This window comes from Thiomonas islandica (assembly GCF_055383445.1).
The window spans coordinates 2,130,555-2,155,689 of sequence record NZ_AP042391.1; the positions used below are offsets into that span (position 1 = coordinate 2,130,555).

Sequence of the window (25,135 nt, forward strand, 5' to 3'; positions counted from 1 at the left end):
CGGCTCAGAACGGCCACAGGGACAAGAAAAAGCTGGTCAACCACGGCACCCTGGCGGCGGCGTACACATCGCCGGTGCCGCTGTATTCCACGCGCGCATTGGCGATCTGGGTGCTCAGCACGGTGTTCTGCGGACTCACGTCGGCCGCACGCACCACGCCGGCCACGCGGATGTATTCATGCCCGCCGTTGAGCATGACTTCCTTCTGCCCGGAGATTTCGAGATTGCCGTTGCTCATCACCTGCACCACCGTGGCCTGCAGGGTCGTGGTGAAGGTGTTGCTCTGCGAGGTGGCGCCGTTGCCGCCGAACTTGCTGGAAGAAGTCAGTCCCATCGACGGCGAATAGCCGCCCACGGTGAAAGGCTTGCCGAAAAAGCTCGCCAGCCCGGCGCTGACGCTGTCGGCCTTGTTCACCGTGGTGTTGGTGGATTTGGTGGCGTTGGCGTTTTCCTGGATGAGTACGGTGATCAGATCGCCCACGCGGTGCGCACGGCTGTCTTCGAAAAGCGAGACATTCGTGCCCGGCTGCCAGATGGCGCCGTTGGGCGTGTGCGCGTTCATCGGCTCGGGCAGCGCCGGAATCGGCAGGGGCTTGAGCGCCTGGCTGCTCAGATGCTGCTGCGGCGTGGCACAGGCGCCAAGCAGTAGGGCGAACGCGGCGGCAAGCCACGAGCGGGAAAAGCGTAGCGCAGACATCGCGGTCATTACAGATTGTTGTTGACGTACTGCAGCATCTGGTCGGAGGCTTGCACCGCCTTGCTGTTGACCTCGTAGGCGCGCTGGGTCGAGATCATGTCCACCAGCTCGGCCACCACATTGACGTTGGACGATTCCAGATAGCCCTGCTGCACCGAACCCAGGCCGTTGAGCGTGGGCTGGCCGGTGTTGGGCGCTCCGCTCGATCCGGTCTGCACATACAGGTTGTCGCCAATGCTCTGCAGCCCGGTGGGGTTGACGAAGCTGGCCAGTTGCAGGGTGCCGACCTGCTGCGGCGCCGCCTGCCCCGGCAGGGTGACTGACACGGTGCCGTCGTTGCCGATGGTGATGGTCTGCGCGCTCGCTGGAATGGTGATGGTGGGCTGCACTAGGTAGCCGCTGGCGGTGACCACCTGTCCTTGGCTGTTGAGCTGGAAGGTGCCATCGCGGGTGTAGGCAATGGTGCCGTCTGGCTTGAGCACCTGAAAGAAGCCCTGGCCGTTGATCGCCACGTCGAGCGAGTTGCCGGTCTGCGTGAGGTTGCCCTGGGTCATCAGCCGCTCGGTGGCCACCGGGCGCACGCCGGTGCCAAGCTGCAGTCCGCTGGGATATTGCGTGCTCTGCGACGACTGTGCGCCAGGCTGGGTGAGGTTCTGGTAAAGCAGATCCTGGAACACGGCGCGCGAACCCTTGAAGCCGCTGGTGTTGACGTTGGCCAGGTTGTTGGCGATCACGTCCATGCGGGTTTGTTCGGCCTGCAGGCCGGTCTGGGCGACGTAGAGCGAGCGGATCATGGTGGGTGCCTGTGCAAAGGGAGAAAGAGGAGTCGCGGGCAATCAGCCCACGTTGAGCAGCTGCGATGCGGCCTGATGGTTTTGGTCGACGGTCTGCATCAGCTTGGTCTGGATTTCGAAGGCGCGGGTGTTGTCCAGAATCTGGAGCATGGCCTGCACCGGGCTGACATTGCTGCCCTCGAGCGCGCCCACGGCGAGCTGTACATTGCCGTCTGCTGGCGCTGGGCCCTGCGTGTCGCGAAACAGACCGTCGGCACCGCGCTGCAGTTGACTGGGCGGCGGGTTGACCAGCTGGATGCGGTTGAGAACCACCAGCGCATTGGGCTGACCGCCCACCGGCACGCCGGAGATGGTGCCGTCCGCGCCGATCTGCACCGTCTGCAGCGGCGGCAGGGAAATGGGCGCGCCGCCTTGGCCCAGCACCGTGTGGCCGTCGCTGGTGGAGAGGATGCCGCTGCTGCTGATCTGCAGATCGCCGTTGCGGGTGTAGGCGGTGTCGCCATTTGCTGCCTGCACCGCAATCCATCCCGGGCCCTGAATCGCCACATCGAGCGCACGCCCGGTGTGGTTGATCGGTCCTTCCTGCAGATTGGCGCTGTTGCCCTGCACCGCGGTGTAGACGCTGCTGGGCACGGCGTTGCCGTACACCGGCAGTGCGCGAAACTGCGCCTGCTCGCCGCGGTAGCCCGTGGTGTTGACATTGGCGAGATTGTTGGCCGTGACCGCCTGCTGCTGCAGGATGGCGCGGGCGCCGGTGGCGGCAATCCAGAGGGTGTCCATGATGTCTGTTCAGATGGGCCGTTGGATCACAGGGTAAGCAAGGTCTGGACCACCTGGTTCTGCGTCTTGATGGTCTGCGCATTGGCCTGGTAGGCCTGCTGCGCGACGATCAGGTTGACCAGCTGCGTCGACAAATCGACGTTCGATTCCTCGACGGCGCTGGCCTGCAGCGAGCCCAGCCCGGCCGACTGCGGATTGCCTGTCAGCGGCGGGCCCGATTGATAGGTGGCCGCGTAGTAGTTGTTGCCCACGCGCTGCAGACCCTGCGGTGCCTTGAAGTTGGTCAGGGTGATCTGCCCAAGGATGGCCGACTGGCCGTTGCTGTAGCGCCCGAAAATCACGCCGCTGGGGTCGATCGACAGATTGCTGAGCTGCCCGACCGCGTAGCCATTGTTGACAATGTTGTTGACCGCTGACGGCGCGTTGTAGTTGGTCGAACCGGCGAAGTTCAGTGCGATAGTCGAGCCCGAGGCGCCATCGGCCCAGGACAGCGGGCCAATGGTGCCACTGGCTGCGCCGCTGACCGCGCCGGTGGAGGTGAACTGGATCGACAGCGGCCCGCCACTGGTGATGCCGCCGCTGCTGGTCGTACCCCCCACGCTGTAATACACATTCCACTGCTGCCCGGATGTCGATCCGGAGGTCAGCACGTAATAAGTGCTCAGCAGATGCGCAGTGCCCAGGCTGTCGTAGACCGTGCTGGTGGTGGAGTAGTTGTAGGTGGTCGGATCGTTGATGTTGAACGGTGTGCCGCTTGCCGGTGGGGTGGACGCGGCATCAAGGTTGAGTGCCACCGTGGCACTGGTCGTGGCCTTGGGCGCCAGGCTGGTGGCGGTGATCTGCAGCGGCCCGCTGCCGCCAGTGAGCGTTCCGCTGACCGCCGGAGTACCGATGAGCTGGCCGCCAGCGGCGTCGACGATGTAGCCGTTCTTGTCGAGCTGGAACTGGCCGTTGCGGCCATACACCGTGGCGCCGTTGTAATTGAACTGGAAAAAGCCGCTGCCATTGATCGCCACGTCCAGCGGATTGCTCGTGGCGCTGATGTTGCCCTGCGAAAACTGCTGCGCCACGGTTTGCACCGTGGTGCCAATGCCCACCTGTCCGTACTGCGGCGCGGTGCCGGCGATGGCGGTGGCGTAGGCATCGGCGAACTGCGCGTTGCTCTGTTTGAAGCCCACGGTGTTGGCATTGGCGATGTTGTTACCCAACACCTGCAGATCGGTCGAGGCGGCTTTCAGGCCAGACAGTGCGGTTTGGAAGGTGCTCATGAAATCCCCCAGAAAAACGTTGTGGTGCGTTTGCTGTGGCGCTGAGGCGCCCGGATCACATCACGCCCTGGATGCTCGACAGCGGCACGGTGCCGCTTTGGCCCTGCAGCTGCAGCGAGGGGCCCTTGCTGCCGTTCAGATAGACCGATTGCACCTTGCCGGTGCCAAACGGCACCGCGGCCACCGGCTGGCCGCTGCCGTCCGTTGCGGTGACGTTGAAGGTGTAACTGCCCGCGGGCGCCTTCTGGCCGCCGCTGGTCGTGCCGTCCCAGGTGAAGGTCTGCACACCAGTGGGCAGCGCGCCGAGCTGCAGGGTGCTGACCGTCAGCCCGGCACTGTTTTGTACCTGCACCTGCACGTTCTGTGCGGCCGCTGCCAGGGTGAAGCCGCCAGCAGTGCTGCCGCTGGCCGGCAGGTTGATGCTGTTGTTGTCGAACACCACGGTCTGCCCCACCAGATTGGCCGCCTGCAGGCCCTGGGTCTGCGCCAGCTGGGCGGTCAGCGTGGACATGCTCTGCTGCAGCGCCTGCACTCCGCTGGCGGTGCTGAACTGCGCGAGCTGGGCCGACAGGTCCTGATTGCTCAGCGGGTTCATCGGGTCCTGGTTGGTCAGCTGGGTGACCAGCAGCTTGTAAAAAGTGTTGACGTCGGCCAAGCCACCCAGGCCGCTGGTGCTGCTGCCGGAGGTGCCGCTGCTGCTGGATGTCTGCAGCGAAGAGAGAAAGGCATTGGAGCCGATGGGAGAGGTGCTCATCGCGGTCGTCCTTCGGGTCACTGACCCAGGGTGAGGGTTTTCAGCAGCAGGTTCTTGGTGGTGTTCATCACGTTCACGTCGGCCTGATAGGCGCGCGAGGCGGAGATCATGTTGACCATTTCATCGACCGGGTTGACATTGGGGTAGGCCACATAGCCGTCCTTGTTCGCCAGCGGGTTGCCGGGGTCATACACCAGCTTGAGTGGGCCAGGCTTTTCCACCACACCGGCCACCTGCACGCCATTGACCCCGGCAGGCACGCCGGGGCCGGACAGTGGCTGTGCGGCAAACACGACTTCGCGGGCACGGTAGGGCTGGCCGTTGGAGCTGACCGCGGAATTGGCGTTGGCTAGATTGCTAGCGACCACATTCAGGCGGTAGCTTTCGGCATTCAGGCCGGAGTTGGCAACGTCGAGGGCGGAGAACAGAGACATGGCGGGACGAGACAGAATCAATTGCCGGTGATGGCCGAGGTCAGGGTCTTGATCTTGCCGGCGAGAAAGGTCAGGTCGGCCTCGTACTGGATGCTGTTTTTCTGGAATGCGGCCTGCTCGCGGTTCATGTCCACCGAGTTGCCATCCAGCCGCACCGCGTTGCCGGTCTGGTAGGCGACGAACTCGGCGCCAATGGCGTCCGTGCCGCCGGTGAACTGGCGGGGATGGTCCGTGCGCAGCGCCGGCGCAGGTGTCTGCTGGCCCAACAGGGCCGCCTTGTACGCGGCGGAAAAGTCCAGATCGACTGCCTTGTAGCCGGGCGTGTTGGCATTGGCGATGTTGGCGGCCAGCAATTGTTGACGCTGCGCTCGCAGATCGAGGGCGGTTTGCAGCGGGGCGAATTCACGGTCGAGAGCGCAGAGCATGGAAATCGGTCTTGGGTGTCGTGCCCTGAATCTGCAGATTCCATGCCAAGGTGTTCGCCGCGTTGTGCCGTGGAGGAGAGGCTGTTAAAGCGGCAATCCCGCCCCCATCCAGCGGCAAACCCTTGCCGGTCTGCCGCCGCCAAGGGCCGCAGGGCGGCGGCGTGGCCCGCTATCGCACCCTGGTATGGACCTTGCGGAGGGTAGGGCGCCCCCTGCGCATTGTGTTGCCTCTCATCTCATGTCCATGTCGCACGTCGATCTCTTGCTCCCCATCCAGTGGCGTTGCCTGGCTGTCGGCCTCATTCTGTTTGCGCTGTGCGCGGCTCCGGCGCGCGCCCTGCCCGCCGAGCAGAGCCTGCAGAGCATTCGCTCTGCGGTGGAGGCGTTCGTGCGCGCTGGCCTTCCGGCAGGCGCTGCCCAGGCCAGGATCGAGGTGCAGGGGCCGGCGCCGGGCCTGCGCTTTCCGTATTGCACGGAGCTGCGCACCGCATACTTTGGAAGCCCCAACCCCTACGGTGCGCAGACCGTGGAAGTGCGCTGCGCGGCGCCGCAGGTCTGGTCACTTTATCTGCCGGTGCGGGTGGATCAGCCGCAGGGCGTGGTCGTGGTGGTCCGGGCGCTGCAGGCCGGGCATGTGCTCACCGCGGCCGACCTGACCACTGTCGAGCGCGATTCTGCCCATCTGCCGCCGGGGGCGGTGGGCGACGTGCAGGCCCTGGTCGGGCAGGTCTTGCGCTACAGCGTCGCCGCGGGACAGCCGCTGGTGCGCAGCATGCTGACCGGGCCGTTGCTGGTGCACTATGGGCAGATGGTCAGCCTCGTGGCGCAGGGCATGGGCGTGCGGCTGGTGGCGCTAGGGCAGGCGATGGCGGACGGGCGGGTCGGCCAGTCGGTGCTAGTGCGCAATGTGCAGTCGGGTCGCGTGGTCAGCGGGGTGGTCGACGCGCAGGGTCAGGTGGTCGTGCCGCTCAATTGATCGGGATGCGGCGCGTCAAAAAACCGTCTTTTGGGGATGCGGGCGGAAAATCGCGGCCGAATTTGCCGATGAAATCGCTGCAAAAGGCCCGATATGTGTCGGAATGCCGGCATGCAGGGAGGCAATGGCATGGCACCGGGTTTGCTAAACAAGGGTATCTCTCCAGGAGGCCCCAATGCCTGCGATCGCCCAGATGTCCAACGCCGACCGTCACGTTCAGACCGACCGGGATGATTCCGCACACCCCGCGCTCGCGTTGGTCCAGAACGACCCCGCCACCACTGCGCCGCAGGAGAGCCCGCACACCGAGCTTTCGGCGCTGCGCCTTGCGCGGCAGATCTATGCGGCGTGGCTGCAGCGCAGTCTGCGGCAGGGCGCCTACCGCCCAAGCCCCGGGGCCGTGTCGGCGCTGCCGCGTGTTGCCATCGAACATCAGCTCGACTGTGCTTTGCAGGAGGCCGGGGGTGAGGCGGCCGAATTGTTGCCGCTGGACCAGGCGCAACGCGCGCGACTGGCAGGTCTCAGTGGTCTGGCCAAGAATCTGGCCTCGAGCGACAGGCAACAGTCCGGCGTCCTGCAGATCTGGGACCGGCTGATCGACCTGGGGCTGGAGGTGCTGCAGGGCTTTGCCGACATGGAAATCGTATTTGCCGCCCAGCGCGCTGGGCACGATCCGCTCACCGGTCTGCCCGGACGTGCGGCGCTGCAGCAAAGGCTGCAGGCCGAGCAGGCGTTGGTGCTGCGGCATGCACGTCATTGCGCGGTGGTCATCGCCGATCTCGACCACTTCAAGCAGATCAACGACCGATTTGGTCACCATAGCGGCGACCGTGTGCTAGCCGCATTCGCCCGCATGCTACGGGGCGCATTGCGACCGTATGACGGGGTATACCGCTACGGTGGCGAGGAATTCGTGCTGGTGCTGCCCGGCGCCACGGTAGCGCAGGCCGTGTGTATCGTTGACCGCATTCGCCTGCAGCTTGCCGCCCGCCCGCTGATGCGCACCCAGACTGGCGCCTTGCCAGTGAGCTTTTCCGCGGGAGTGGCCGCATTGAACGATCGGCCCATCGCACAGATCTTGCGCTGCGCAGACCAGGCGCTCTACCAGGCCAAGGCCGAGGGGCGCGATCAGGTGCAGCGCGAGCGCTGCACCAGCGCCTGAATTCCCTGTGGCCACCGCGGTCGCCATTGCCTCCGCGGCTTGCAGTCTGACCGGCATGTCTGCGCCTTCACCCCCTGCGTCCACCCGCGGCCTGCGCCACGCCAGCGCGCAGGACCTTTTGGTGGCTTTTCGCGTTGATGCGGAGGGATTCCTGCGGCTGTTCATCCACGGTCTGCAACCGCAGGCACAGCGTGAGGACACCTTGCAGGCGCTAGGCAACGCGGCCGAAGCGCTGCGCGGCATTCGCATCGGCGCCGACTTTCTGCGCCTCGATGCCGTCAGCGCGCTGTGTCGTCAGGGCGAGCAGGATTTGCTGCGGCAACTGCCGCTGATCGCATCGGGGGGCAAGCTGCAGTGGGACGTGTTACGCCCGGTGATCGACGGGCTGCAGCGGCAGCTCGGCATCCGGGACGACCCAGTACAGGCAGATTCGACCCAGATGCCGCCGCAGCCCTTGGCCACGGCTTCGACCACGATTCATCAGGCATCCGGGCCTGAGCACGCGACTGCAGCCGCGTCCGCGTCCGCGCCAGCGCCAGCGCCAGCGCCTGAGCCTGAGCCTGAGCCTGAGCCTGAGCCTGAGCCTGAGCCTGAGCCTGAGCCTGAGCCTGAGCCTGAGCCTGAGCCTGAGCCTGAGCCTGTCTCGGAGGTGCAGCAGGAGGACGGCGAGATCGCGGTCCAAACCGCACAGGTCGGCGCCTGGGTGGTCGCGGTGCCGGCATCCTGGGTGATAGCCATTTACGGTGCGCAGACGCCGCAATGGGTCGGCCCGCAGCACCACACCTTGGTGCTGCACGACGACATCGCGGTGCCGACCTGCGATCTCGCCGCACGCTGGGCGCTGCCGGGCGCAACGGCCGCCGGGGTCGGCCCGGTGCTGATGCTGAGAACCGAGCCGCAAGCCCTTCCGTTCGGCCTGCGGGTCGACGCGGTCGGCACCGCGCAGTCGCTGCGGTTCTGGCCCTTGCCCGCTGCGGTGCAAGCGCGCTGTGGTGTGCGGGCGGCAGCGTGGCCCGGTCAGCCGTCGCATGCCCAACCTGTCCTGCTGCTCGATGCGCGGCGGTTGCAGCCAAGGGAGCACGCATGAAGCCAGCGGCGACCTGGCTCCAATTTCGCCTAGGCGGCCAGATATATGCGCTGGAGGCCGAGGTGGTGCGAGAGGTTTTGCGTGTGCCGCAGCTCAAACCGCTGCCGTGGGCGCCCGAGGCTGCTCCCGGGCCGAGCTTGATGGCATGGCAGGGGCGGCCGCTGCTGGTGCTCGACCTCGGCGCCTGCCTGTTGCGCAAGCCCTGTCTGGCTGGAGGGGATGCGCGTTTTCTGGTCTGGGCCCAGGCGCAACATGCCGGCGCCCTGGTGGTCGAGAATGTCGGGCACTTGGTCCGCCTGTCTCCCACCACGCTCACACGCCACTGGGCACCCATCCTGCCGGGCCTGCCGCCGCCATGGAATGCGCTCAGTGGCCTGCTGCACGGCCTGGACGCTGTGGACTGCGCGCCCACCGGCGTGCAAGCGCAGCCGATTGCCGTGTTCGACGTGGTGGCGCTGTGGCAGCTGTGCTGTGAGCGATTGCGCGCCGCTGTGAGGGAGGCGCAGCGATGAATCGCCACCTCCAGCGCAGACTGCTGCTGCTCTGCCTGGCGGCGGCGGGGTGGAGCGGCGGGCTGCTGGCGCTGGCGTGGTTCGCCCCAGAGCAGCCTGCGCTGTGGTTTGCGGCCTGGGCGGGCGGGGCGTTGCTGTTGTTGCTGTTGGCACTGTTGTTCGGGCTGGCTTGGCGGCTGGATCTGCTGCAGGTGCAGCAGGCGTTGCGCGCAGCCGCCATGGGGGCCGGGTCGGCGCGTGCTGGCCTCGATCCGGGCTGGTGGTCGTTGATCGACGCCGCAGCGCCTCTGCCCAGACCCGACGCACCAGACGATACGGCGCAGCGCCTTGCACCGCTGCAGGCGCAGATCAATGCCCTGCAGTCGGCCCTTTCTGCCGAGCGCTTGCAGACCCAGGCGTGGCAGCGGCAGGCAGATCAGGCACAGGCCGAAGCGGCCTTCCTGCGGCAGCAGATGCAGCAGGCGATGCAGGCCGTGACCGCGCTGGAGTCTGCTGCGGCGGCCTGCTCCATGCCGGACGCGGCCATCGGCCTGGCCGATGCCGCCCAGGATTTGCTGCCCATGCTGTCTGCGCTCACTGGGCAAATCAAGGCACGCGACGCTGCCGCACAGCAGCAAGCCGACGCTGCGACAGCGGCCCGCGCCGTGCTGCGCGAGCACGAAAACAGGCTGGCACAGACCGCGGCGGATTTGCAGCTGTTCGGACTGAACCTGCGCTTGCAACTGGCCCATCTGCACGGCTCTGGTCAGGCGGACCCGGCCTGGATCGATCAGACCGAGGCGGATCTGGATGCGCTGCTGGCGGGCGCAGCGCAGCTGGCCGAAGCGACGCAAGTCCCTGACCCTTCGGCTGCTCTGCTACTGCCAGCGATGGCGCCCGCGACCGACACGACCGTGGCGCAAATCGAGCACATGGCAGACGCGATTGGCGCGGCCGCGCAATCTGCGGCAGCGCAGCATGCGCAGTGGGTGGTCATGCTGAGGCAGCACCAGCAACAATGCGAGGCGCTGCGGCAACAACTTGGCCGGGCACGACTGTCCCTGCAGGCCGCGGCGCAACGATCTGCTGACGGCCGTCCCGCATGAGCGGTGGTGAAGATGCACCCTGGGCTGTGACAAGGGGAAGGCAGGTCGCACACCAAGACAAACGCCCAGCCAAGGCATCCGGGGCCGAGCCGCAGACCACCCGCAGGCCCCGGATGCGCGTGCGCAAGGGACTTGTTCAGTGTTGCCCTAAAGTCCGTGGCATGTGTGCCGTCATGCTGAGTGCGGACAGGGTTGTCCGTATTCGGCACGGATGCCGGATTTCCCCATAGCAAAGGAGCTCCATCATGGCCATTACCGGCATCATCAACACCAACGTCAACTCGCTCAACACCCTCAACGCGCTCAACAGCACGTCCAGCAGCCTGAGCACCTACATCCAGCAGCTCTCCACCGGCAAGCAGATCAACGGCCCGGCCGACAATCCGGCAGGCTACGCTATTTCGCAGCGCTTTCAGACCCAGATCAACGGGCTAAACCAGGCGGTGTCCAACGGCAACCAAGCAATCTCGCTGGTGCAGACCGCTACCGGCGCGCTGCAGAACGAAACCAATCTGCTGCAGCAGATCCGCACCATCGCGGTGCAGTCGGCCAACGGTTCAAACACCTCGCAGGACCGGGCCTCGCTGCAGGGCGTGGTCTCGCAGCTGCTTGCGCAAGTCCAGACCATTGCCACGCAAACGCAGTTCAACGGGCAGAACCTGCTCGACGGCACCTTCAGCGGCCAGCAGTTCCAGGTCGGCGCCAATGCCAACCAGATCATCAACGTCTCGGTGTCCAACGCGAACTCCAACGCCATCGGTAACAACGTGATGGGCACCAGCGGCACGATCTACAGCACCACGGGTGCGGCCGCCAGCAACGGTTACGCGCTGGGGCAGGCCTTCACCATCACCTCAGGCGCAGGCGCGTTCACCGCCGGGACCGTTACGGTGTCAGGTTCTGCCGGCGCCAGCGGTGTTGCCGTGACCGCAACCGAATCTGCGCAGAGCATTGCGGCGGCATTCAACGCAATCAGCCAGCATACCGGGGTCACCGCCACGGCCAACACCAGCGTGGCATTTACCGTGGCCACGGGCAGCATCAGCTTCACCATCGGCAACGGCACCACGGCCAATCAGACCAATGCCGTGAACATCTCGGCCAACGTCACCAGCCTCGACCCGACCGGGCTGAGTGGCCTGGTGGCAGCCATCAACAACGCGACCGCGCAGACCGGCATTGCGGCAAGCGTGAACTCCAACAACCAGTTGGTACTGACCCAGAGCCAAGGGGACAACATCTCCATCACCAACTTCACCGGCACGGCCACCTTGTCGGCAGGCGGGACGACGGTGTCCAGCGGCGCGGCAACCGCACTGGTGCAGGGCTTCACTCAGCTGCAATCGACCCAGGGCTACTCGCTGGGTAATGGCGTGGCCATCGGTCTGAGCAACATCAGCACACTCGCTGCGGTCTCGACGGTTGATGTGTCGTCGGTCCAGGGTGCGAACCAGGCGATTGCGATCATCGACCAGGCGATCAACACCCTGAACCAGCAAGGTGGTGCGCTGGGTGCGATCCAGAACCGGATTCAGGCCTCGGTGCAGAACGTGCAGACCACTGCGACCAATCTGCAGGCTGCACAGTCCGTAGTGCAGGATGCCAATATCGCCCAGGCGACCACACAGCTGTCGAAGTATCAGATCCTGCAGCAGGCGGGCATCTCCACCCTGGCGCAGGCCAACTCGCTGCAACAGAGCTACCTCAAGCTGCTGCCGTAATTTGGCTTGATCGCTTCTCCAGGGCGTTTCCCCGGGCCGCCGTCAGGTGTCCCGGGGGTTTTGCCATCTGCTGCAAGCCGTTGTGTGGCGTGTCATCTGCCTGATTTGGAGGCATCATGGACGTTCAAAATGTACAGGGACGGTCTGCCCTTGCTGCGGTGCGGCCGCAGGCGCCGAAGACGGTTGCTGTCGCGTCGGCAGCCGCGGCATCTGCTCTGCCGCCACCTGGTGCTGCGGTTGGCGCAGGTGCCATCCCCCCGGTTGGCCCGCCTGCAGTGGGCCCAGCGGCGTTGGAGCAGGCCACCAGCGTTTTGCAAAAACAGGTGAGCCAGCAGGCACCGTCGGTTGCGCTGACCACCGGGCTCAACCCGGATGGAATGCATCCGGGGCAGTTGCTGGTCGAGCTCAAGGACAGGATCACGCAGCAAGTGTTCGTGCGCTATTACATTCCCGCCGAGCAGTTGGCCAAGGTGGCCGCACCCGGGGGGGATTCGACCGTCGTCGCGCCTGGCAGCCTGCTGCAGGATAAGGCCTGAGGGCCTGCGGCGATGCGCTCTGGGCCCTACAGTGTGGCGCGGGCGTGTCGTTAAGCCTGACAAGCGATCGCGCGTTCGGAGTTCAGCATGTCGTCAGTATCCATTTCGGGCTTGGTCAGCGGAATCAATGTGCAGTCGTTGATCAGCTCGCTGTCTGCCGCGTACCAGCAGCCCATCACCCTGCTGCAAAAACAGCAGCAGTCGTATCAGTCCACGCTCAGTGCATGGGGCTCGGTGCAAAGCAGTCTGTCCAGCCTGCAGTCCACGGTGGCGAGTCTGCAAAACGTCACCCAGCTGAACAACCGCACGGTGAGCCTGAGCAATTCGAGCGTGGTGTCGGCCACTGCCAGCGCCAATGCGCCACTGGGCACCTATTCACTGAGCAATATCGTGCTGGCGCAGGCGCAGAGCATCTACTCGCAGGACTTCGCCTCGGCCACCAACACCGCAGTGGGTACCGGCACGCTGCAGATCCAGGTGGGCAGCGGCGCGGTAACCAACATCACCATCGACAGCAGCAATAACACACTCAACGGCATTGCTGCGGCGATCAACCAGGCCAAGGGCGGGGTGAGTGCAGCAGTCATTTTCGATGGCAGCGGTTATCGGCTAACTCTCACCGGAAACAATACTGGCGCGGCCAATGCCTTCACGGTGAGCGTCAGCGGAGCGACAGGATCGCTCGCCGCGCTGAGCTACAGCCCAAGCACCTCGGGCGGCATGACCCAGAGTCAGGCAGCGCAGAACGCCTCGGTGAGCATCAACGGACTTGCCGTGACCAGCGCGACCAACACAGTCAGCGGCGCGATTCCCGGGGTGAGCCTGAACCTGCTGCAGGCTAGCGGCTCGACCACGCTGACCGTGACTAACGACACCAGCGCCTTTGTCACATCGGTGCAGAGCTTCGTCAGCGCCTTCAATACCACCATGGGCACGCTGAACCAGCTCACCGCGTTCAACGGGGGAGCAAGTTCGAGCGGTACTGCCAGCCAGAACGGCCCGTTGATCGGCAATGCCGGCATCCAGTCCTTGCGCACCCAGCTGCTCAACCTGATCAGCGGGCAAGGCGTGGGCACCACACCAGGCAGCGCTTATACCTCGCTCGGTGCGGTGGGCATCAGCCTAGCGCAGGACGGCACACTGGTGCTGAACTCCGGCGCACTCAGCAACGCGCTGCAGACCAATTACAACGCTGTTGCCGGGTTGTTCGGCCAAGTGGGCACGACGACGAATGCCAATGTGCAGTTCGTCGGTGCTGGCAGCGACACCCAGCCGGGCACCTATGCGATCAATGTCGTCTCCAATGCCACACAGGCCACCGTCACTGCGGCCAATCCCGTGGCCAGTGGCGGGCTGAGCAGCGCCGAGACTCTCACCATCACCTCGGGCGCGACCAGCGTGGCGGTGAATCTCGCCTCGGGCAGCACCATCACCGCCATCGTCAACACAATCAATAGCACGTTGAGCCAGCAGGGCCTGAGCAACATTTCCGCGGTCAACGACAACGGCACACTGCAGTTCCAGTCGTCCGGCTTTGGCAGCGCGCAGAGCTTCACGGTGGTGTCCACGCAACCGGCGTCGTCAGGCAGCACCGGCATCGGCACCACCTTGCTCAAGGGCACTGGCACCGATGTGGTGGGCTCGGTCAATGGGCAGGTCGGCTCGGGTGCGGGGCAGCTGCTTACCGTCACCGGGCCGGGGTCGGCGCTGGGGCTGCAGCTCAATCTGGCCGGGCAGTCCACCGGCAGCCTTGGCTCAGTGACGGTCAGCCGGGGTCTGTACCAGCAGATGAATGCCATCCTGACCCAGGCGCTCAATACCCAGACCGGCTTTGTCGCCGCCGCCACCAGCGGGCTGAACAACACCATCAAGGGCATCGACCAGCAGATCACCCAGCTGCAGAACAGCGCCGCTGCGCAGACCGCGCTGCTGCAACAGCAGTTCAACGCCATGCAAACCCAGGTCGCGCAGCTGCAGTCGGTGGGGCGGTACCTCACGGCCTTTTTCGCCCCGATGAACAGCAGCTCCAATTCCAGTTCGAATTCCAACGGCGGCTGACCGCCGTCCCAACCGGAGAAAACCATGACTGCAGCCGCCTTTGCCATGCGCGCCTACCGCCAGGTGGAGAATCAGGGCATCCCCGCAGAAAAGCTCTATGTTCTCGGCTTGGACGGCATTCTGGAATATCTGCGTCGCGCCGATGCCGCGCTGCGCCAGTCTGGCGCAAAGGACCTGGCGCTCAAAGGGCAGGCGCTTGGGCGCGCCGCGCAATTGGTCGAGCATCTGCTGGCCGTGCTGCCCGACGGCCCTCACCAGGCCGAGCAGCCGGTGAGCGAACGGCTGGAGCGGGTTTACACCTATCTGCTGGCGCGGCTGGCGCAGGCCAACATTTTCGATGACCTGCAGGCGATCGACGACTGCCGTACCGTGGTCACCGCGCTGCGCGATGGGTGGGTTGCTGCGCTGGACCAGGCCACCGGCTGACGCTTGTCGGCGCGGCGCCTGTGTGGCGACACGGATTGGCCCGACATTTGCTCCGGTGGGACAATGCAAGACAGGAGATTGCCATGTCCACGTCCCACCCATCCACCGATTTTCCCGATTCCCGCTTTTTTGCCAGCCACCCCGAGGCGCTGCACGGTGCCGTGGCGGCTGTGCAGCTTGACGGCGTGTTTCCGCTGGACTGGGTGGACGAATTGAACCCGCCGCAGACAAACGCCGAGGTCATGGCCGACAACTCCACCCTGCTGCGCGCGCTGCTGATGCTCGACGAGCCGCCGGTATCGCACGAGGTCGAGCATGGCCGCCCCGACCCAATCCAGAACCTAGAGCGCCGGGTCGATCTGCTGCTGCTGATGGCCAGCGCGGCGCTGCGCGGGTTGGGCAACCTGCCGCCCGAGCGGCCCTGCGCCTTGTCGTCGCGCAAGCTGCGCTGGGCTAGCGAGCAGCCACTGCATGTCGGGCGCAGGCTGTGGGCGCGGATTTACCTGCGCCACCGCATCGCACTGCCGCTGCTGCTGCCCGGTCGCATCGGCGAGCTGATTCCCGATCGCGGCCAATTCTGGCACACCCTGGAGCTCGACGCCCTCGACCAGCAGGTGCAGAACGATCTGGACCGGCTGATCTTCCGTCATCATCGCCGCCAGGTGGCGCGGCAGCGCAAGGGCGCCTGAGCGCCGGTCTTTCCGATCGAGACGAACCATGGCCCGAAAAAAGGCGCATGAAGAACACGAGAACCATGAGCGCTGGCTGGTGTCGTATGCCGACTTCATCACCCTGCTGTTCGCCTTTTTCGTGGTGATGTACTCCCTCTCCTCGCTGAATGAAGGCAAGTACAAGGTGCTGTCGCAGACCTTGATCGCAGCGTTCACCGGCCAGCCGACCACGCCGACGCCGGTCCAGATGGGCCAGCCGTTCAGCAGCATGCCGTCGGCCATCGATCTGCCGCCCCTGCCCAAGCCGCCAAAGCCCGAGGTCATCCAGCCAGGTCGCGGCGGACCGGCTGCCCAGGAGGTACAGAAAACCCTTGAAGCCGTGGCCAAGCAGGTCCACACGCTGCTGGCCAGCGCCATCCGCAAGGGCGATGTACAGGTGCGCATGACGCCGCTGGGCGTGGTGATCGACATTCACGACACCGTGCTGTTCGCATCGGGACAGGCCGAACTCACGCCGCAGGCCAAGGACCTGCTCAGCCAGATCGCCGGCGTGTTGCAAGGCGTGAGCTATCCGATCCAGGTCAACGGTTTCACCGACGACCGTCCGATCAACACTCCGCAGTTCCGCTCCAACTGGGCGCTGTCATCGGCGCGTGCGGTGTCGGTGGTGGAAATGTTCATCGCCCAGGGCGTCAAGCCGGAACAGCTTGTCGCTGCCGGGTATGGTCAATATCATCCGGTCGCGAGCAATGACACCGCCAAGGGCCGTGCGGCCAACCGCCGTGTCAGCGTGGTCATCGTCTCCCCACTGAGCAACGCGAACCTGAACCAGACGCATCTCGTGCCTGCTGCAGCCCCAGTGGTGCCGCCAAGTGCAACAGCCGCTGCGGCACCGCCCAAAACCGGAACATCCAGTTGAACGACGACCTGCAACCGATCAAAAACCGTCTGCGCTGGCTCAACCGCGGCATTCTGGTCCTGGGCGTCGCGGCTCTGATCGGGCTCATCGTTTGGGCCGTCATCGGACTGCGCAAGCCCCCATCCGGGACAACGACCACCATCATCCACCCCGCATCAGTCGTACCCAGTGCACCGGTGCGGCTGGCCTCGGCTGTCGCGTCTTCTGCACCCACGCGGCCCGTGCCAAGCGCGTCGCAGCAGCAACGCGCAGCAGCGACGGCGATGGCGGCGCTGTCCGCGGCGAGCACGCCGTCTGCGCCTGCCGCCGCTGCAGTAGCCACACCGCAGAAAGCACCTGCGCCTGCGCCAGCATCCCGCCCAGTCGCAGCAGCGTCGGCGCAGCCGTCTGCCGCCCTGCCGGTGGCGGAACGCGCGCCCAAGGCAGCAGTCAAACCGCGCCTCCGGCCTCATTCCGCGGTTGCGCACCACCCACAGCCTGCGCAGGGTAAAGAACGCTCGCACCCGGCAACGGTGTCGTCTGTGCGCTCGGTGCCCGATTGCGGCCCGGCCGGCTGGTATGTGCAGGTCGGTGCCTTCAGTCAACCGCGCAGCATCCAGCGCCTGGCGCAGCATCTGCACCGTGCGGGTTATGCCGAAGTCTGTTTGGCCGCCCGGCAGGTGCGGGGACTGCGTCTGTTTTATGTCGGGCCCTATCGCGATGCGGGCGCGGCACGCGCCGCACGCGCGGCATTGCACAAGATCGTTGGAACCGAGGGCATCCTGCGCCGCCTGCCGTGAGCGGGACCGGCCCCCCCCCCAATAACGGGGGATGCGAGAATGTTGCCATGTTCGATGACCGCATCGCCCTGACAGACCGTGCCGACGGCACGGATCTGCTGCTGGGCGAGAGCGCGCCGATGTGCGCGTTGCGCGAACAGATCCGCCGCGTCGCCCAGACCGACAGCACCGTGCTGATCCTCGGCGAGTCGGGTACCGGCAAGGAACTGGTGGCGCGTGCGGTGCACGCCTGCTCGCCGCGCGCCGGACGGCCGTTCGTCGCGGTCAATTGCGGTGCGATTCCCGGCGAGCTGATGGAAAGCGAGCTCTTCGGCCACGAGCGCGGCGCGTTCACCGGGGCCATCGGCGTGCGCAAGGGGCGGTTCGAACTCGCCGGACGCGGCACGCTGTTTCTCGACGAAATCGCCGAGATGAGCCCACCGCTGCAAGTCAAGATTTTGCGGGTGTTGCAGGAGCGGACCTTCGAGCGGGTTGGCAGCAGCGAAGTGCTGCCGTCGCAGGCGCGCATCGTCGCGGCCACCCACCGTGATTTGGAGCAGCAGATCAGCCTGGGCCGGTTCCGTGAAGACCTGTTCTACCGCCTGCATGTGTTCCCGCTGCAGGTGCCTGCGCTGCGTGAGCGTGGCGACGATATCTTGCAGCTTGCCGAGCACACCCTGCAGCGCCTGGAGGCACAGGGTCTGGGCCGGGTGCGGCTGGGCGACGGTGTGCCGCAGGCTTTGCTGAACTATCACTGGCCCGGCAATGTGCGCGAGCTGCAGAACCTGATGGAGCGCTTGCTCATCCTGCATGCCGGCTCGATCGTGCGTTTGTCCGATCTGCCGCCCAAGATACGGCAAAGCAGCCCGGACGCGCCAAGCGAAGCGCGGCTGGCCGCGTCGCTGCCGCCTGCGGAAACCGACGACGAGCAGCAGGGGCTGCACGCGCTGATGGAGGAGATAGCCGAGCCGGCCTGGCAGCCGGTGTTGCCACCCGAAGGGCTTGACCTGCGCGCCTATCTCGAGCAGATCGAGCGCAGCCTGATCGAGCAGGCGCTCGAACGCAGCCGCCATGTGATCGCCCACGCAGCGCAGCATCTGGGGCTGCGCCGAACCACGCTGGTGGAAAAAATCCGCAAATACGGGCTGGGTGCAGAACCGCGCGACTGATCTGGCCTGTGGTACGTGTCGGAAAATCGTCACTGCGCAGGCCCCGGATTTGCTAACGTATCGGTGTCCGGTCGTCTGGCCGGCGCCTGGTCCAGAGCCATTCGTGCCAAGTTTTCTCCAATGACCTCCCCGCGCATCCTGCTGATTGACCCTGACGCCACACAGGGGCTGACGCTCTGCGACGGTCTGCGCGCCGTGGGCTGCGTAGCGCAGTGGCAGGACACGCCGGAGGCGGCGTTACAGATGATGGCGCAGGGCTGGTCGCCCGATCTAGTGTTTCTCAGCGGCGGCGAGGTGGGGCTGATCACCCGGCTGCATGCGGTCCAGCCTCGGCTGCCGGTGCTGGTCGTTGCGCAGGATGCCTCGGTGCAGGCAGCGGTGCAGGCCGTGCAGGCCGGCGCGGCAGACTATCTCAGCGCCCCGCTCGACCTGATCGAGGCGCTGGCGCGTATTCGCCACTTCGTGCCCGCTGCGGCGGTGTTGCCGATGCCTGGCACCGCGCCTGCGCGGCCCCAACCCGCGGCGCCGGTCAAGCCAGCGCAGCACGGCCCGGGCACCGACAGCCTGGTGGCCGAATCGCTGGCCATGCGCGCCATTCTTGACACCGCGCGCCGTGCCGCGCAGACCGACGTGACCGTGATGCTGCTGGGTGAGAGCGGTGTCGGCAAGGAGGTCATGGCGCGCTTCATCCATGCGCAGTCGCCGCGTGCGGCCGGGCCCTTCATCGCCATCAATTGCGCCGCGATTCCAGAAACCCTTCTCGAAGCCACGCTCTTTGGCTTCGAGAAGGGCGCTTTCACTGGCGCGGGGCAGTCTGCACCGGGCAAGTTCGAGCAGGCGCAGGGCGGTACCCTGCTGCTCGATGAAGTCACCGAAATGGCCCCGGCGCTGCAGGCCAAGCTGCTGCGCGTGCTGCAAGAGCGCGAGATTGAGCGTCTGGGTGGGCGCAAACGCATCGTGCTCGACCTGCGGCTGATCGCCACCAGCAACCGCGATCTGCAGCAGGCGGTCAAACAGGGCGTGCTGCGCGAGGATGTGTATTACCGGCTGAGTGTGTTTCCGCTGCAGATCCCCCCGCTGCGCCAGCGCCGTGACGACATTCTGCCGCTGGCGCAGGCCATGCTGGCGCACCATGCGGCGCAGTTTCGCCTGCCGTCGGTTCCGCAGCTCGATGCCGCCGCCTGCCAGTCCTTGCTCGCACACGACTGGCCCGGCAATGTGCGAGAGCTTGACAACGTGATGCAGCGCGCCTCCATCCTGTGCCAGGGCGGGCGCATCGGCGCGGGGGATCTGTTATTTGCGCCGACCCCGCCCAAGACCGAGGCGCGGGCCGCGCCGCCGGCCTTGCCAACAGCCGTGCCGCAGGGCGATCTGGGCAGCGAGCTGGCACTGAGCGAGCGCCAGCTCATTGCCACGGCTCTGCAGCAAAGCCAGGGTTCGAAATCACTCGCCGCGCAGCGCCTGGGCATTAGCCCGCGCACCCTGCGGCACAAGCTGCAAAAGCTGCGCGAGGCCGGATTAGGTCTGCCCGAGTCGTCCTGACACCGCGGTGGAACGGCTTTTGCTTGAGTGGGGCATGTGCCGGATGAACCCTCGATCCCCAGCTGGAGACTTTCATGCAGACCGATCCCATGCAAAGCGTGCTTGCGCAGATACGCAGTCTGGCAGCGCAAGCCGCAGCGCGCCCTGATGCGGTTGCTGCCAATGCCGCCATGTCAGGTGGCAGCGCCGCCGCGCAACAGGCCGATTTCGCCGCCACGCTCAAGACCGCGCTGGACGGCGTGAACGGCGCGCTGCTGCAGGCAAGCGCGCTGCAGCAGCAGTTCGTCTCGGGCGCGGGCGATGTGAGCCTGAGCGATGTGATGCTGGCTTCGCAAAAGGCCAGCTTGTCGTTCCAGGCAGCGCTTCAGGTGCGCAACAAACTGGTGTCGGCGTATCAGGACATCATGAATATTCAGGCCTGAGACCGGCTCACGACAAATTTTTGACGCTCCGCCATGGCCACCACCGCCGCGCTGCAAGACCCGCTGGGAACCTTTCGCCGCATGAACATGAACCAGCGCCTGACCTGGCTGGCGGGGCTGGCTGCGTTGATTGCGCTGATCGTCGTCACCCTGCTGTGGAGCAGCCGGCTCGACTATCAGGTCCTCTACACCAATCTGTCCGAGCGCGATGGCGGTGCGGTGATCGGCGAATTACAAAAACTCGGCATCCCCTACCGCATTACCGGCGGCGGTGCGGTGATCGAGGTACCGGCGCAACAGGTCTACGCCACCCGCATGAAACTGGCGGCCAGCGGATTGCCCAAGGGAGCTGGCGTGGGCTTCGAGGTGCTCGACAACGAACCGATGGGGACCAGCCAGTTCGTCGAGCGCGTGAACTACCAGCGGGCGCTGGAGGGGTCGCTCGGGCGCACCATCGAATCGCTTTCGGCGGTGGAGTCGGCCACGGTGCACTTGGCCATTCCCAAGCCCTCGGTGTTCCTGAGCGAGAGCGAAAAGCCCTCGGCTTCAGTGTTGCTCAAGCTCTATCCCGGGCGGGTGCTCAGCGGCGCGCAGGTCGCGGGCATCGTGCATCTGGTGGCCTCGGCGGTTGCGGGGCTGAGTGACCAGAATGTCAGTGTGGTCGATCAGGACGGCAATCTGCTCACCGCAGGGCCGCGCGCAGACAGCGGCATCCAGCCCGAGCAACTGGCCTACCGCAACACGGTCGAGCAGCAGTATCGCAAGCAGATCGAGGCGCTGCTGGCGCCGCTGGTGGGCAGCGACGGGGTGCGCGTGGCGGTGTCAGCCGACATCGACTTTTCCAAGACCGAATCCAGCTCGGTGGTCTACGGCCAGGGCCATGTGCTCAGCCAGCAGCAGCAAAGTACCAACTCCACTGGCAACGGAACGCTGCCCGCCGGTGTGCCTGGCGCGCTGTCCAACCAGCCACCGGGCGGGGTAACTGCGCCGTTCACCGTGGGATCGGCGTCGGCGCCGCTCACCCCGCAGCAGTTCACCCAGATCGCGCCCAGCCTCAAGACCCTGGCGCCGACCTCGGCCAGTTCCTCGGCGACGACCAATTACGACCTGGACAAGACCGTCAGCCACACCCAGCTGCCCGTGGGCACGGTCAAGCGACTGTCGGTGTCGGTCCTGGTCAACGATCAGACCCGTGGAGGCAAACCGGCGCCGCTCACTTCGGCGCAACTCGGCCAGATCAAACAACTGGTGGAAAACGCCATCGGCTTCAGCAGCCAGCGTGGTGACAAGGTGAGCGTGATCAATCTGCCCTTCACAGCGGCGCAGAAAGAGGCAGAGAAGACCCTGCCATGGTGGCGTCAGGCCTGGCTGTGGGATGGGGTGCGGCAGGCGGCGCCTTATGCGATTGCGTTGGTTCTGGGCTTGCTGGCCTACCGCGCCATGCGCAAGTCGGCCGGGGCCGGCGGCAAGAGCCGGCTTGGCGTGGCAGTCGAGCCCGAGCAGGCCGTGCCTGCTCAGACGACAGAGCCGGTGTCCGCGCCGGGCGCTGCGCCCGAGTCAGCTGCCGCCAGCATGCCGGGAACACTGGCACCAGACACCGTACATCTGAGCAACACATTGGAGTCCGACATTGCCGTGTCGCGCGAGCTGGTCAAACAAGACCCGCGGCGGGCGGCACAGGTGGTCAAGGAGTGGCTGTCCGATGGCAAGTGAGCACGCTGATTTCACCGGGCTGGACCGGGCTGCGGTGTTGCTGCTGAGTCTGGGCGAAGATCAAGCGGCGGAAATCATGCGCCATCTCGCTCCACGTGAGGTGCAGCGCCTGGGGATGGCCATGTCCAGGCTCAACCGAGTGAGCACTGACCAGGCACACGAGGTGATGCGCGAGTTCCGCGCCAAGCTCGAGCAGCAGACCGCGCTCGGACTGGGCGCCAGCGAGTTTCTGCGCAGCGCGCTGACCAAGGCGCTGGGAGGCGAGCGCGCCAACTCGTTGATCGAGCGCATCCTGCACGGCGGCGAGTCCAGCGGCCTGGAAAACCTCAAATGGCTGGAGCCACGCGCCATTGCCGAGCTGATCAAGCTCGAGCATCCGCAGGTGGTGGCGTTGGTGCTGGCCTACATCGACCCCGAACAGGCCGCCGAAGTGCTGCATTTCTTGCCCGAGCGTCAGGGTGCCGAGGCCATGCTGCGGCTGGCTGCACTCGATGGGCTGCAGCCCAGTGCACTGCGCGAGCTCAACGAGGCGCTCGAAGAGCAGCTCTCGGGCGATTCGCAAAGTGTGCAAGTCAGTACGGTCGGTGGGCCCAAGGTCACTGCGGAGATTCTCAACCGGGTGGAAACGGCGCTTTCCTCGAGCATCATGGAACATCTGCGCGCGCAGGACGAGGAGCTGGCGACCAAGGTGCAGGACCAGATGTTCGTGTTCGACGATCTCATCGACATCGACGACCGCAGCATGCAAACGCTGCTGCGCGAGATTTCGTCCGAAACCCTCATCCTTGCCCTCAAGGGAGCGAACAATGCGCTCAAGGACAAGTTCCTGAGCAATATGTCCAAGCGGGCTGCCGAAATGTTGCGCGACGACATGGAGGCCAAGGGCCCGGTCAAGCTCAGCGAGGTCGAGGCGGCCCAGAAGGAAATCCTGCAGATCGCGCAGCGCCTAGAAGCCGCCGGGCAGATTCAGCTTGGCGGCGGCAGTGGCGAGGCGCTGGTGGGCTGACCCTGTGCCGCGCTACCACTGACTTCTCCCGCGCGCCATGACCCGCATCATTCCCCGCGAACAGGCCGCCTCGGCCAGGCGCTGGCAGCCGCAGGATGTGGCGGCGCAGGAGGCATCCGGCCAGGGTCTGGAGCGCAAGACCAGCGCCGGGCCGCCGACCATGCAGCAGTTCGAGGCGGTCTACGCCCAGGCAGAGGCGCAGGGGCGCGAGGAGGGCAGGGCGGCAGGTCACGCGCAAGGCTACAGCGAGGGGTATGCCGCAGGTTACGCCGAGGGCTTGGCGGCCGGCCGTGCGCAGGCGCAGCACGAGCGTGAAACGCTGCGCAGCCTGGCCGAGCGCTTGGCCCAGCCGGTGGCCGAGCTCGATGCGCAGGCCGAAACCGCGGTGGTGGCGCTGGCGCTGGAACTGGCGCGACAGGTCGTGCTGCACGATGTGCGCACCCAGCCCGAGATGATCCTGCCCATCGTGCGCAAGGCGCTGGCCGCATGCCCTGCGCAGGCCGCTAGTCCGGGGTTGCGACTGCATCCGCTCGACGTCGAACTACTGCAGGCCGCAGCACCCGAGCTCGAAGCCAGCGGCGTGGTGTTGCTGGCCGACGAACACCTGCAACGCGGCGACCTGATCGTCCAGTCCGTACCGCCCGGGCAGGTTGCCACGCCCGACCGACGTTGGCGCGCACGCAACCGCGACACCGTCAGCGAGCTCGATCTGCGGATCGAAGAGCGCTGGCGCCAGGTCATGGCCCGGTTGTTCGAAGAGGGTTTGCAGTGAGCGCGTCCCAGGTCTGGTCCCGACTGCCGGGCGCGGCAAGCCGTCTGCAAAGCCTGCAGCGGCGGCTGCAGACAGGGGGTACGCGGCCCATGGTCTACAGTGGCAGCCTGGTGCGGGTGCGTGGGCTGATCCTGGAGGCGCAGGGGCTGGAGGTCAGTCTGGGCGAACGCTGCCGCATCAGTACCGAGCACAGCCGCTTCATCGACGCCGAAGTAGTGGGGTTCAACGGCGATCATGTGCAGCTCATGGCACTGGGCGAGGTGCAGGGGTTGACGCCTGGCGCGCGGGTGCATCCGGTGCCGGGTGACATCCGCATTCCGGTCGGCCCGGAACTGCTCGGACGGGTGCTCGACGGCAACGGCCGGCCGCTGGACGGGGCCGGTCCGCTGCTCGCATCGGATTACACCACACTGTCGGCCAGGCCGATCAACCCGCTCGACCGCGCGTTGGTGCGCCAGCCGCTCGACGTGGGCGTGCGCGCGATCAACGCCCTGTTCACCGTCGGCCGCGGCGCGCGCATGGGGCTGTTTGCCGGCAGCGGCGTAGGCAAAAGCGTGTTGCTGGGCATGATGGCGCGCAACACCAATGCCGACATCATCGTGGTCGGGCTGATCGGCGAGCGCGGGCGTGAGGTCAAGGAATTCATCGAGGATATCCTCGGCGAGCAGGGGCGCGAACGCGCGGTGGTGATTGCCGCTCCGGCCGACGCCCCGGCGCTGACCCGCATTCGCGGCGCGCGCTTGGCCACTGCAATGGCCGAGTACTACCGCGACCAGGGGCGGAACGTGCTGCTTCTGATGGACTCTATCACCCGCTACGCCCTGGCACTGCGCGAAGTGGCACTGGCTGCTGGCGAGCCTCCGGCGGCGCGCGGCTTTCCGCCCTCGGTGTTCGCCAAGCTGCCTGCTCTGATCGAGCGTGCCGGCAACGGCCCTGAAGGTGGCGGCAGTATCACCGCGTTCTACACCGTGCTGATGGAGGGCGATGACCAGCAAGACCCGGTGGCTGACAATGTGCGCGCGATTCTCGATGGCCACATTGTGCTCAGCCGGCGGCTTGCCGAGCAGGGGCATTTCCCGGCAATCGACTTGCAGTCGTCGATCAGCCGGGTGATGCCAGCGATCGCCAGCCCTGCGGAGCTGCGCCGCATGCAGAAGCTCAAGGAAATGCAGTCACGCTACGCCAGCCATCAAGACCTGATTGCGGTTGGCGCCTACACTCCGGGCGCCGACCTGCAGCTCGATCAGGCGGTGCAGGCGCATGCTGCCATTCGCGATTTTCTGATGCAGGACATGCATACGGCGGTCGACCTGCAGCAAAGCCGGCAGGCGTTGGCGGATCTGATGGCGCCGTATATACCCGACTCGTCGGGAATTTGACGCGCGCAGCCGCGCAATCGGTCTCTGCCGGGTGACGCGGTCAGTGGTCCCGTTTACACAGTGGTCCCG

The 25,135-nt window shown here is 65.9% G+C and carries 26 protein-coding genes; 19 read left to right on the forward strand and 7 right to left on the reverse strand.

Annotation, left to right across the window (positions count from 1 at the left end):
- Nucleotides 1-4: 4 nt before the first annotated feature.
- From ACZ47F_RS10480 to flgB, 7 genes are read right to left on the reverse strand one after another with little or no spacing between them, the layout of a single operon-like run.
- Entirely contained in the window at nucleotides 5-706 is a 702-nt protein-coding gene (locus ACZ47F_RS10480) for a flagellar basal body L-ring protein FlgH (RefSeq protein ID WP_464924656.1), read from the reverse strand.
- A complete protein-coding gene (flgG, locus tag ACZ47F_RS10485) occupies nucleotides 706-1,491 on the reverse strand; it encodes a flagellar basal-body rod protein FlgG (protein WP_464924657.1) in 786 nt (261 codons plus the stop codon). The genes ACZ47F_RS10480 and flgG overlap by 1 nt, the downstream gene beginning before the upstream one ends.
- A 42-nt stretch (nucleotides 1,492-1,533) precedes the next feature.
- Complete coding sequence (flgF, locus tag ACZ47F_RS10490) at nucleotides 1,534-2,271, reverse strand: flagellar basal-body rod protein FlgF (RefSeq protein WP_464924658.1); 738 nt, start codon at nucleotides 2,269-2,271, stop codon at nucleotides 1,534-1,536.
- A 26-nt stretch (nucleotides 2,272-2,297) separates the two neighbouring features.
- On the reverse strand, nucleotides 2,298-3,539 hold the full coding sequence (gene flgE, locus ACZ47F_RS10495) for a flagellar hook protein FlgE (protein WP_464924659.1): 1,242 nt from the start codon (nucleotides 3,537-3,539) through the stop codon (nucleotides 2,298-2,300).
- Between the two features lie 55 nt (nucleotides 3,540-3,594).
- Entirely contained in the window at nucleotides 3,595-4,293 is a 699-nt protein-coding gene (locus ACZ47F_RS10500) for a flagellar hook assembly protein FlgD (protein WP_464924660.1), read from the reverse strand.
- 17 nt (nucleotides 4,294-4,310) lie between these two features.
- Complete coding sequence (gene flgC / locus ACZ47F_RS10505) at nucleotides 4,311-4,727, reverse strand: flagellar basal body rod protein FlgC (RefSeq protein ID WP_464924661.1); 417 nt, start codon at nucleotides 4,725-4,727, stop codon at nucleotides 4,311-4,313.
- 17 nt (nucleotides 4,728-4,744) lie between these two features.
- Nucleotides 4,745-5,152, reverse strand: a complete 408-nt coding sequence (gene flgB, locus ACZ47F_RS10510; RefSeq protein ID WP_464924662.1) for a flagellar basal body rod protein FlgB — start codon at nucleotides 5,150-5,152, stop codon at nucleotides 4,745-4,747.
- A gap of 238 nt (nucleotides 5,153-5,390) precedes the next feature.
- Here flgB and flgA point away from each other — a divergent pair, with 238 nt between their 5' ends.
- The 19 genes from flgA (at nucleotide 5,391) to fliI (ending at nucleotide 25,066) form a co-directional block, all read left to right on the forward strand.
- Nucleotides 5,391-6,128: a flagellar basal body P-ring formation chaperone FlgA gene (gene flgA, locus ACZ47F_RS10515; RefSeq protein ID WP_464924663.1), complete on the forward strand. Its 738-nt coding sequence runs from the start codon at nucleotides 5,391-5,393 to the stop codon at nucleotides 6,126-6,128.
- Between the two features lie 175 nt (nucleotides 6,129-6,303).
- Complete coding sequence (locus tag ACZ47F_RS10520) at nucleotides 6,304-7,290, forward strand: GGDEF domain-containing protein (RefSeq protein ID WP_464924664.1); 987 nt, start codon at nucleotides 6,304-6,306, stop codon at nucleotides 7,288-7,290.
- Nucleotides 7,291-7,411: 121 nt separating this feature from the next.
- Nucleotides 7,412-8,377, forward strand: a complete 966-nt coding sequence (locus tag ACZ47F_RS10525; protein ID WP_464924665.1) for a histidine kinase — start codon at nucleotides 7,412-7,414, stop codon at nucleotides 8,375-8,377.
- On the forward strand, nucleotides 8,374-8,889 hold the full coding sequence (locus tag ACZ47F_RS10530) for a chemotaxis protein CheW (RefSeq protein WP_464924666.1): 516 nt from the start codon (nucleotides 8,374-8,376) through the stop codon (nucleotides 8,887-8,889). Before ACZ47F_RS10525 ends, ACZ47F_RS10530 begins: the two co-directional genes overlap by 4 nt.
- Nucleotides 8,886-9,974, forward strand: coding sequence for a chemotaxis protein (locus ACZ47F_RS10535; RefSeq protein WP_464924667.1), 1,089 nt, complete (start codon nucleotides 8,886-8,888; stop codon nucleotides 9,972-9,974). Before ACZ47F_RS10530 ends, ACZ47F_RS10535 begins: the two co-directional genes overlap by 4 nt.
- Nucleotides 9,975-10,219: 245 nt before the next feature.
- Nucleotides 10,220-11,695 (forward strand): flagellin N-terminal helical domain-containing protein, encoded by a 1,476-nt coding sequence (locus tag ACZ47F_RS10540; protein ID WP_464924668.1) that lies wholly within the window; start codon nucleotides 10,220-10,222, stop codon nucleotides 11,693-11,695.
- A gap of 116 nt (nucleotides 11,696-11,811) precedes the next feature.
- Nucleotides 11,812-12,231: a hypothetical protein gene (locus tag ACZ47F_RS10545; RefSeq protein WP_464924669.1), complete on the forward strand. Its 420-nt coding sequence runs from the start codon at nucleotides 11,812-11,814 to the stop codon at nucleotides 12,229-12,231.
- Between the two features lie 87 nt (nucleotides 12,232-12,318).
- Nucleotides 12,319-14,289 (forward strand): flagellar filament capping protein FliD, encoded by a 1,971-nt coding sequence (gene fliD / locus ACZ47F_RS10550; protein ID WP_464924670.1) that lies wholly within the window; start codon nucleotides 12,319-12,321, stop codon nucleotides 14,287-14,289.
- Between the two features lie 24 nt (nucleotides 14,290-14,313).
- Complete coding sequence (gene fliS / locus ACZ47F_RS10555; protein ID WP_464924671.1) at nucleotides 14,314-14,715, forward strand: flagellar export chaperone FliS; 402 nt, start codon at nucleotides 14,314-14,316, stop codon at nucleotides 14,713-14,715.
- An 83-nt stretch (nucleotides 14,716-14,798) separates the two neighbouring features.
- A complete protein-coding gene (locus tag ACZ47F_RS10560) occupies nucleotides 14,799-15,404 on the forward strand; it encodes a PilZ domain-containing protein (RefSeq protein WP_464924672.1) in 606 nt (201 codons plus the stop codon).
- Nucleotides 15,405-15,432: 28 nt separating this feature from the next.
- Entirely contained in the window at nucleotides 15,433-16,305 is an 873-nt protein-coding gene (gene motD, locus ACZ47F_RS10565) for a flagellar motor protein MotD (protein WP_464924673.1), read from the forward strand.
- A complete protein-coding gene (locus ACZ47F_RS10570; protein WP_464924674.1) occupies nucleotides 16,302-17,084 on the forward strand; it encodes an SPOR domain-containing protein in 783 nt (260 codons plus the stop codon). Before motD ends, ACZ47F_RS10570 begins: the two co-directional genes overlap by 4 nt.
- Nucleotides 17,085-17,131: 47 nt before the next feature.
- Entirely contained in the window at nucleotides 17,132-18,232 is a 1,101-nt protein-coding gene (locus ACZ47F_RS10575) for a sigma-54 interaction domain-containing protein (RefSeq protein WP_464924675.1), read from the forward strand.
- A 120-nt stretch (nucleotides 18,233-18,352) separates the two neighbouring features.
- Entirely contained in the window at nucleotides 18,353-19,774 is a 1,422-nt protein-coding gene (locus ACZ47F_RS10580) for a sigma 54-interacting transcriptional regulator (protein ID WP_464924676.1), read from the forward strand.
- A gap of 74 nt (nucleotides 19,775-19,848) precedes the next feature.
- On the forward strand, nucleotides 19,849-20,196 hold the full coding sequence (gene fliE / locus ACZ47F_RS10585; protein ID WP_464924677.1) for a flagellar hook-basal body complex protein FliE: 348 nt from the start codon (nucleotides 19,849-19,851) through the stop codon (nucleotides 20,194-20,196).
- A gap of 33 nt (nucleotides 20,197-20,229) precedes the next feature.
- Nucleotides 20,230-21,909, forward strand: a complete 1,680-nt coding sequence (fliF, locus tag ACZ47F_RS10590; RefSeq protein WP_464924678.1) for a flagellar basal-body MS-ring/collar protein FliF — start codon at nucleotides 20,230-20,232, stop codon at nucleotides 21,907-21,909.
- A complete protein-coding gene (gene fliG / locus ACZ47F_RS10595; protein ID WP_464924679.1) occupies nucleotides 21,899-22,915 on the forward strand; it encodes a flagellar motor switch protein FliG in 1,017 nt (338 codons plus the stop codon). The genes fliF and fliG overlap by 11 nt, the downstream gene beginning before the upstream one ends.
- A gap of 37 nt (nucleotides 22,916-22,952) precedes the next feature.
- Nucleotides 22,953-23,687 carry a FliH/SctL family protein gene (locus ACZ47F_RS10600; RefSeq protein ID WP_464924680.1) on the forward strand — a complete coding sequence of 245 codons (735 nt, stop codon included), beginning with the start codon at nucleotides 22,953-22,955 and terminating at the stop codon, nucleotides 23,685-23,687.
- A gap of 44 nt (nucleotides 23,688-23,731) precedes the next feature.
- On the forward strand, nucleotides 23,732-25,066 hold the full coding sequence (gene fliI, locus ACZ47F_RS10605) for a flagellar protein export ATPase FliI (protein WP_464926624.1): 1,335 nt from the start codon (nucleotides 23,732-23,734) through the stop codon (nucleotides 25,064-25,066).
- Nucleotides 25,067-25,135: the final 69 nt, after the last annotated feature.

Bases quoted from the DNA above. Each gene is read 5' to 3' on its own strand.
- ACZ47F_RS10480 (WP_464924656.1), bottom strand. From the start codon at position 706: ATGACCGCGATGTCTGCGCTACGCTTTTCCCGCTCGTGGCTTGCCGCC.
- flgG (WP_464924657.1), bottom strand. From the start codon at position 1,491: ATGATCCGCTCGCTCTACGTCGCCCAGACCGGCCTGCAGGCCGAACAA.
- flgF (WP_464924658.1), bottom strand. From the start codon at position 2,271: ATGGACACCCTCTGGATTGCCGCCACCGGCGCCCGCGCCATCCTGCAG.
- flgE (WP_464924659.1), bottom strand. From the start codon at position 3,539: ATGAGCACCTTCCAAACCGCACTGTCTGGCCTGAAAGCCGCCTCGACC.
- ACZ47F_RS10500 (WP_464924660.1), bottom strand. From the start codon at position 4,293: ATGAGCACCTCTCCCATCGGCTCCAATGCCTTTCTCTCTTCGCTGCAG.
- flgC (WP_464924661.1), bottom strand. From the start codon at position 4,727: ATGTCTCTGTTCTCCGCCCTCGACGTTGCCAACTCCGGCCTGAATGCC.
- flgB (WP_464924662.1), bottom strand. From the start codon at position 5,152: ATGCTCTGCGCTCTCGACCGTGAATTCGCCCCGCTGCAAACCGCCCTC.
- flgA (WP_464924663.1), top strand. From the start codon at position 5,391: ATGTCCATGTCGCACGTCGATCTCTTGCTCCCCATCCAGTGGCGTTGC.
- ACZ47F_RS10520 (WP_464924664.1), top strand. From the start codon at position 6,304: ATGCCTGCGATCGCCCAGATGTCCAACGCCGACCGTCACGTTCAGACC.
- ACZ47F_RS10530 (WP_464924666.1), top strand. From the start codon at position 8,374: ATGAAGCCAGCGGCGACCTGGCTCCAATTTCGCCTAGGCGGCCAGATA.
- ACZ47F_RS10535 (WP_464924667.1), top strand. From the start codon at position 8,886: ATGAATCGCCACCTCCAGCGCAGACTGCTGCTGCTCTGCCTGGCGGCG.
- ACZ47F_RS10540 (WP_464924668.1), top strand. From the start codon at position 10,220: ATGGCCATTACCGGCATCATCAACACCAACGTCAACTCGCTCAACACC.
- ACZ47F_RS10545 (WP_464924669.1), top strand. From the start codon at position 11,812: ATGGACGTTCAAAATGTACAGGGACGGTCTGCCCTTGCTGCGGTGCGG.
- fliD (WP_464924670.1), top strand. From the start codon at position 12,319: ATGTCGTCAGTATCCATTTCGGGCTTGGTCAGCGGAATCAATGTGCAG.
- fliS (WP_464924671.1), top strand. From the start codon at position 14,314: ATGACTGCAGCCGCCTTTGCCATGCGCGCCTACCGCCAGGTGGAGAAT.
- ACZ47F_RS10560 (WP_464924672.1), top strand. From the start codon at position 14,799: ATGTCCACGTCCCACCCATCCACCGATTTTCCCGATTCCCGCTTTTTT.
- motD (WP_464924673.1), top strand. From the start codon at position 15,433: ATGGCCCGAAAAAAGGCGCATGAAGAACACGAGAACCATGAGCGCTGG.
- ACZ47F_RS10575 (WP_464924675.1), top strand. From the start codon at position 17,132: ATGTTCGATGACCGCATCGCCCTGACAGACCGTGCCGACGGCACGGAT.
- ACZ47F_RS10580 (WP_464924676.1), top strand. From the start codon at position 18,353: ATGACCTCCCCGCGCATCCTGCTGATTGACCCTGACGCCACACAGGGG.
- fliE (WP_464924677.1), top strand. From the start codon at position 19,849: ATGCAGACCGATCCCATGCAAAGCGTGCTTGCGCAGATACGCAGTCTG.
- fliF (WP_464924678.1), top strand. From the start codon at position 20,230: ATGGCCACCACCGCCGCGCTGCAAGACCCGCTGGGAACCTTTCGCCGC.
- fliG (WP_464924679.1), top strand. From the start codon at position 21,899: ATGGCAAGTGAGCACGCTGATTTCACCGGGCTGGACCGGGCTGCGGTG.
- ACZ47F_RS10600 (WP_464924680.1), top strand. From the start codon at position 22,953: ATGACCCGCATCATTCCCCGCGAACAGGCCGCCTCGGCCAGGCGCTGG.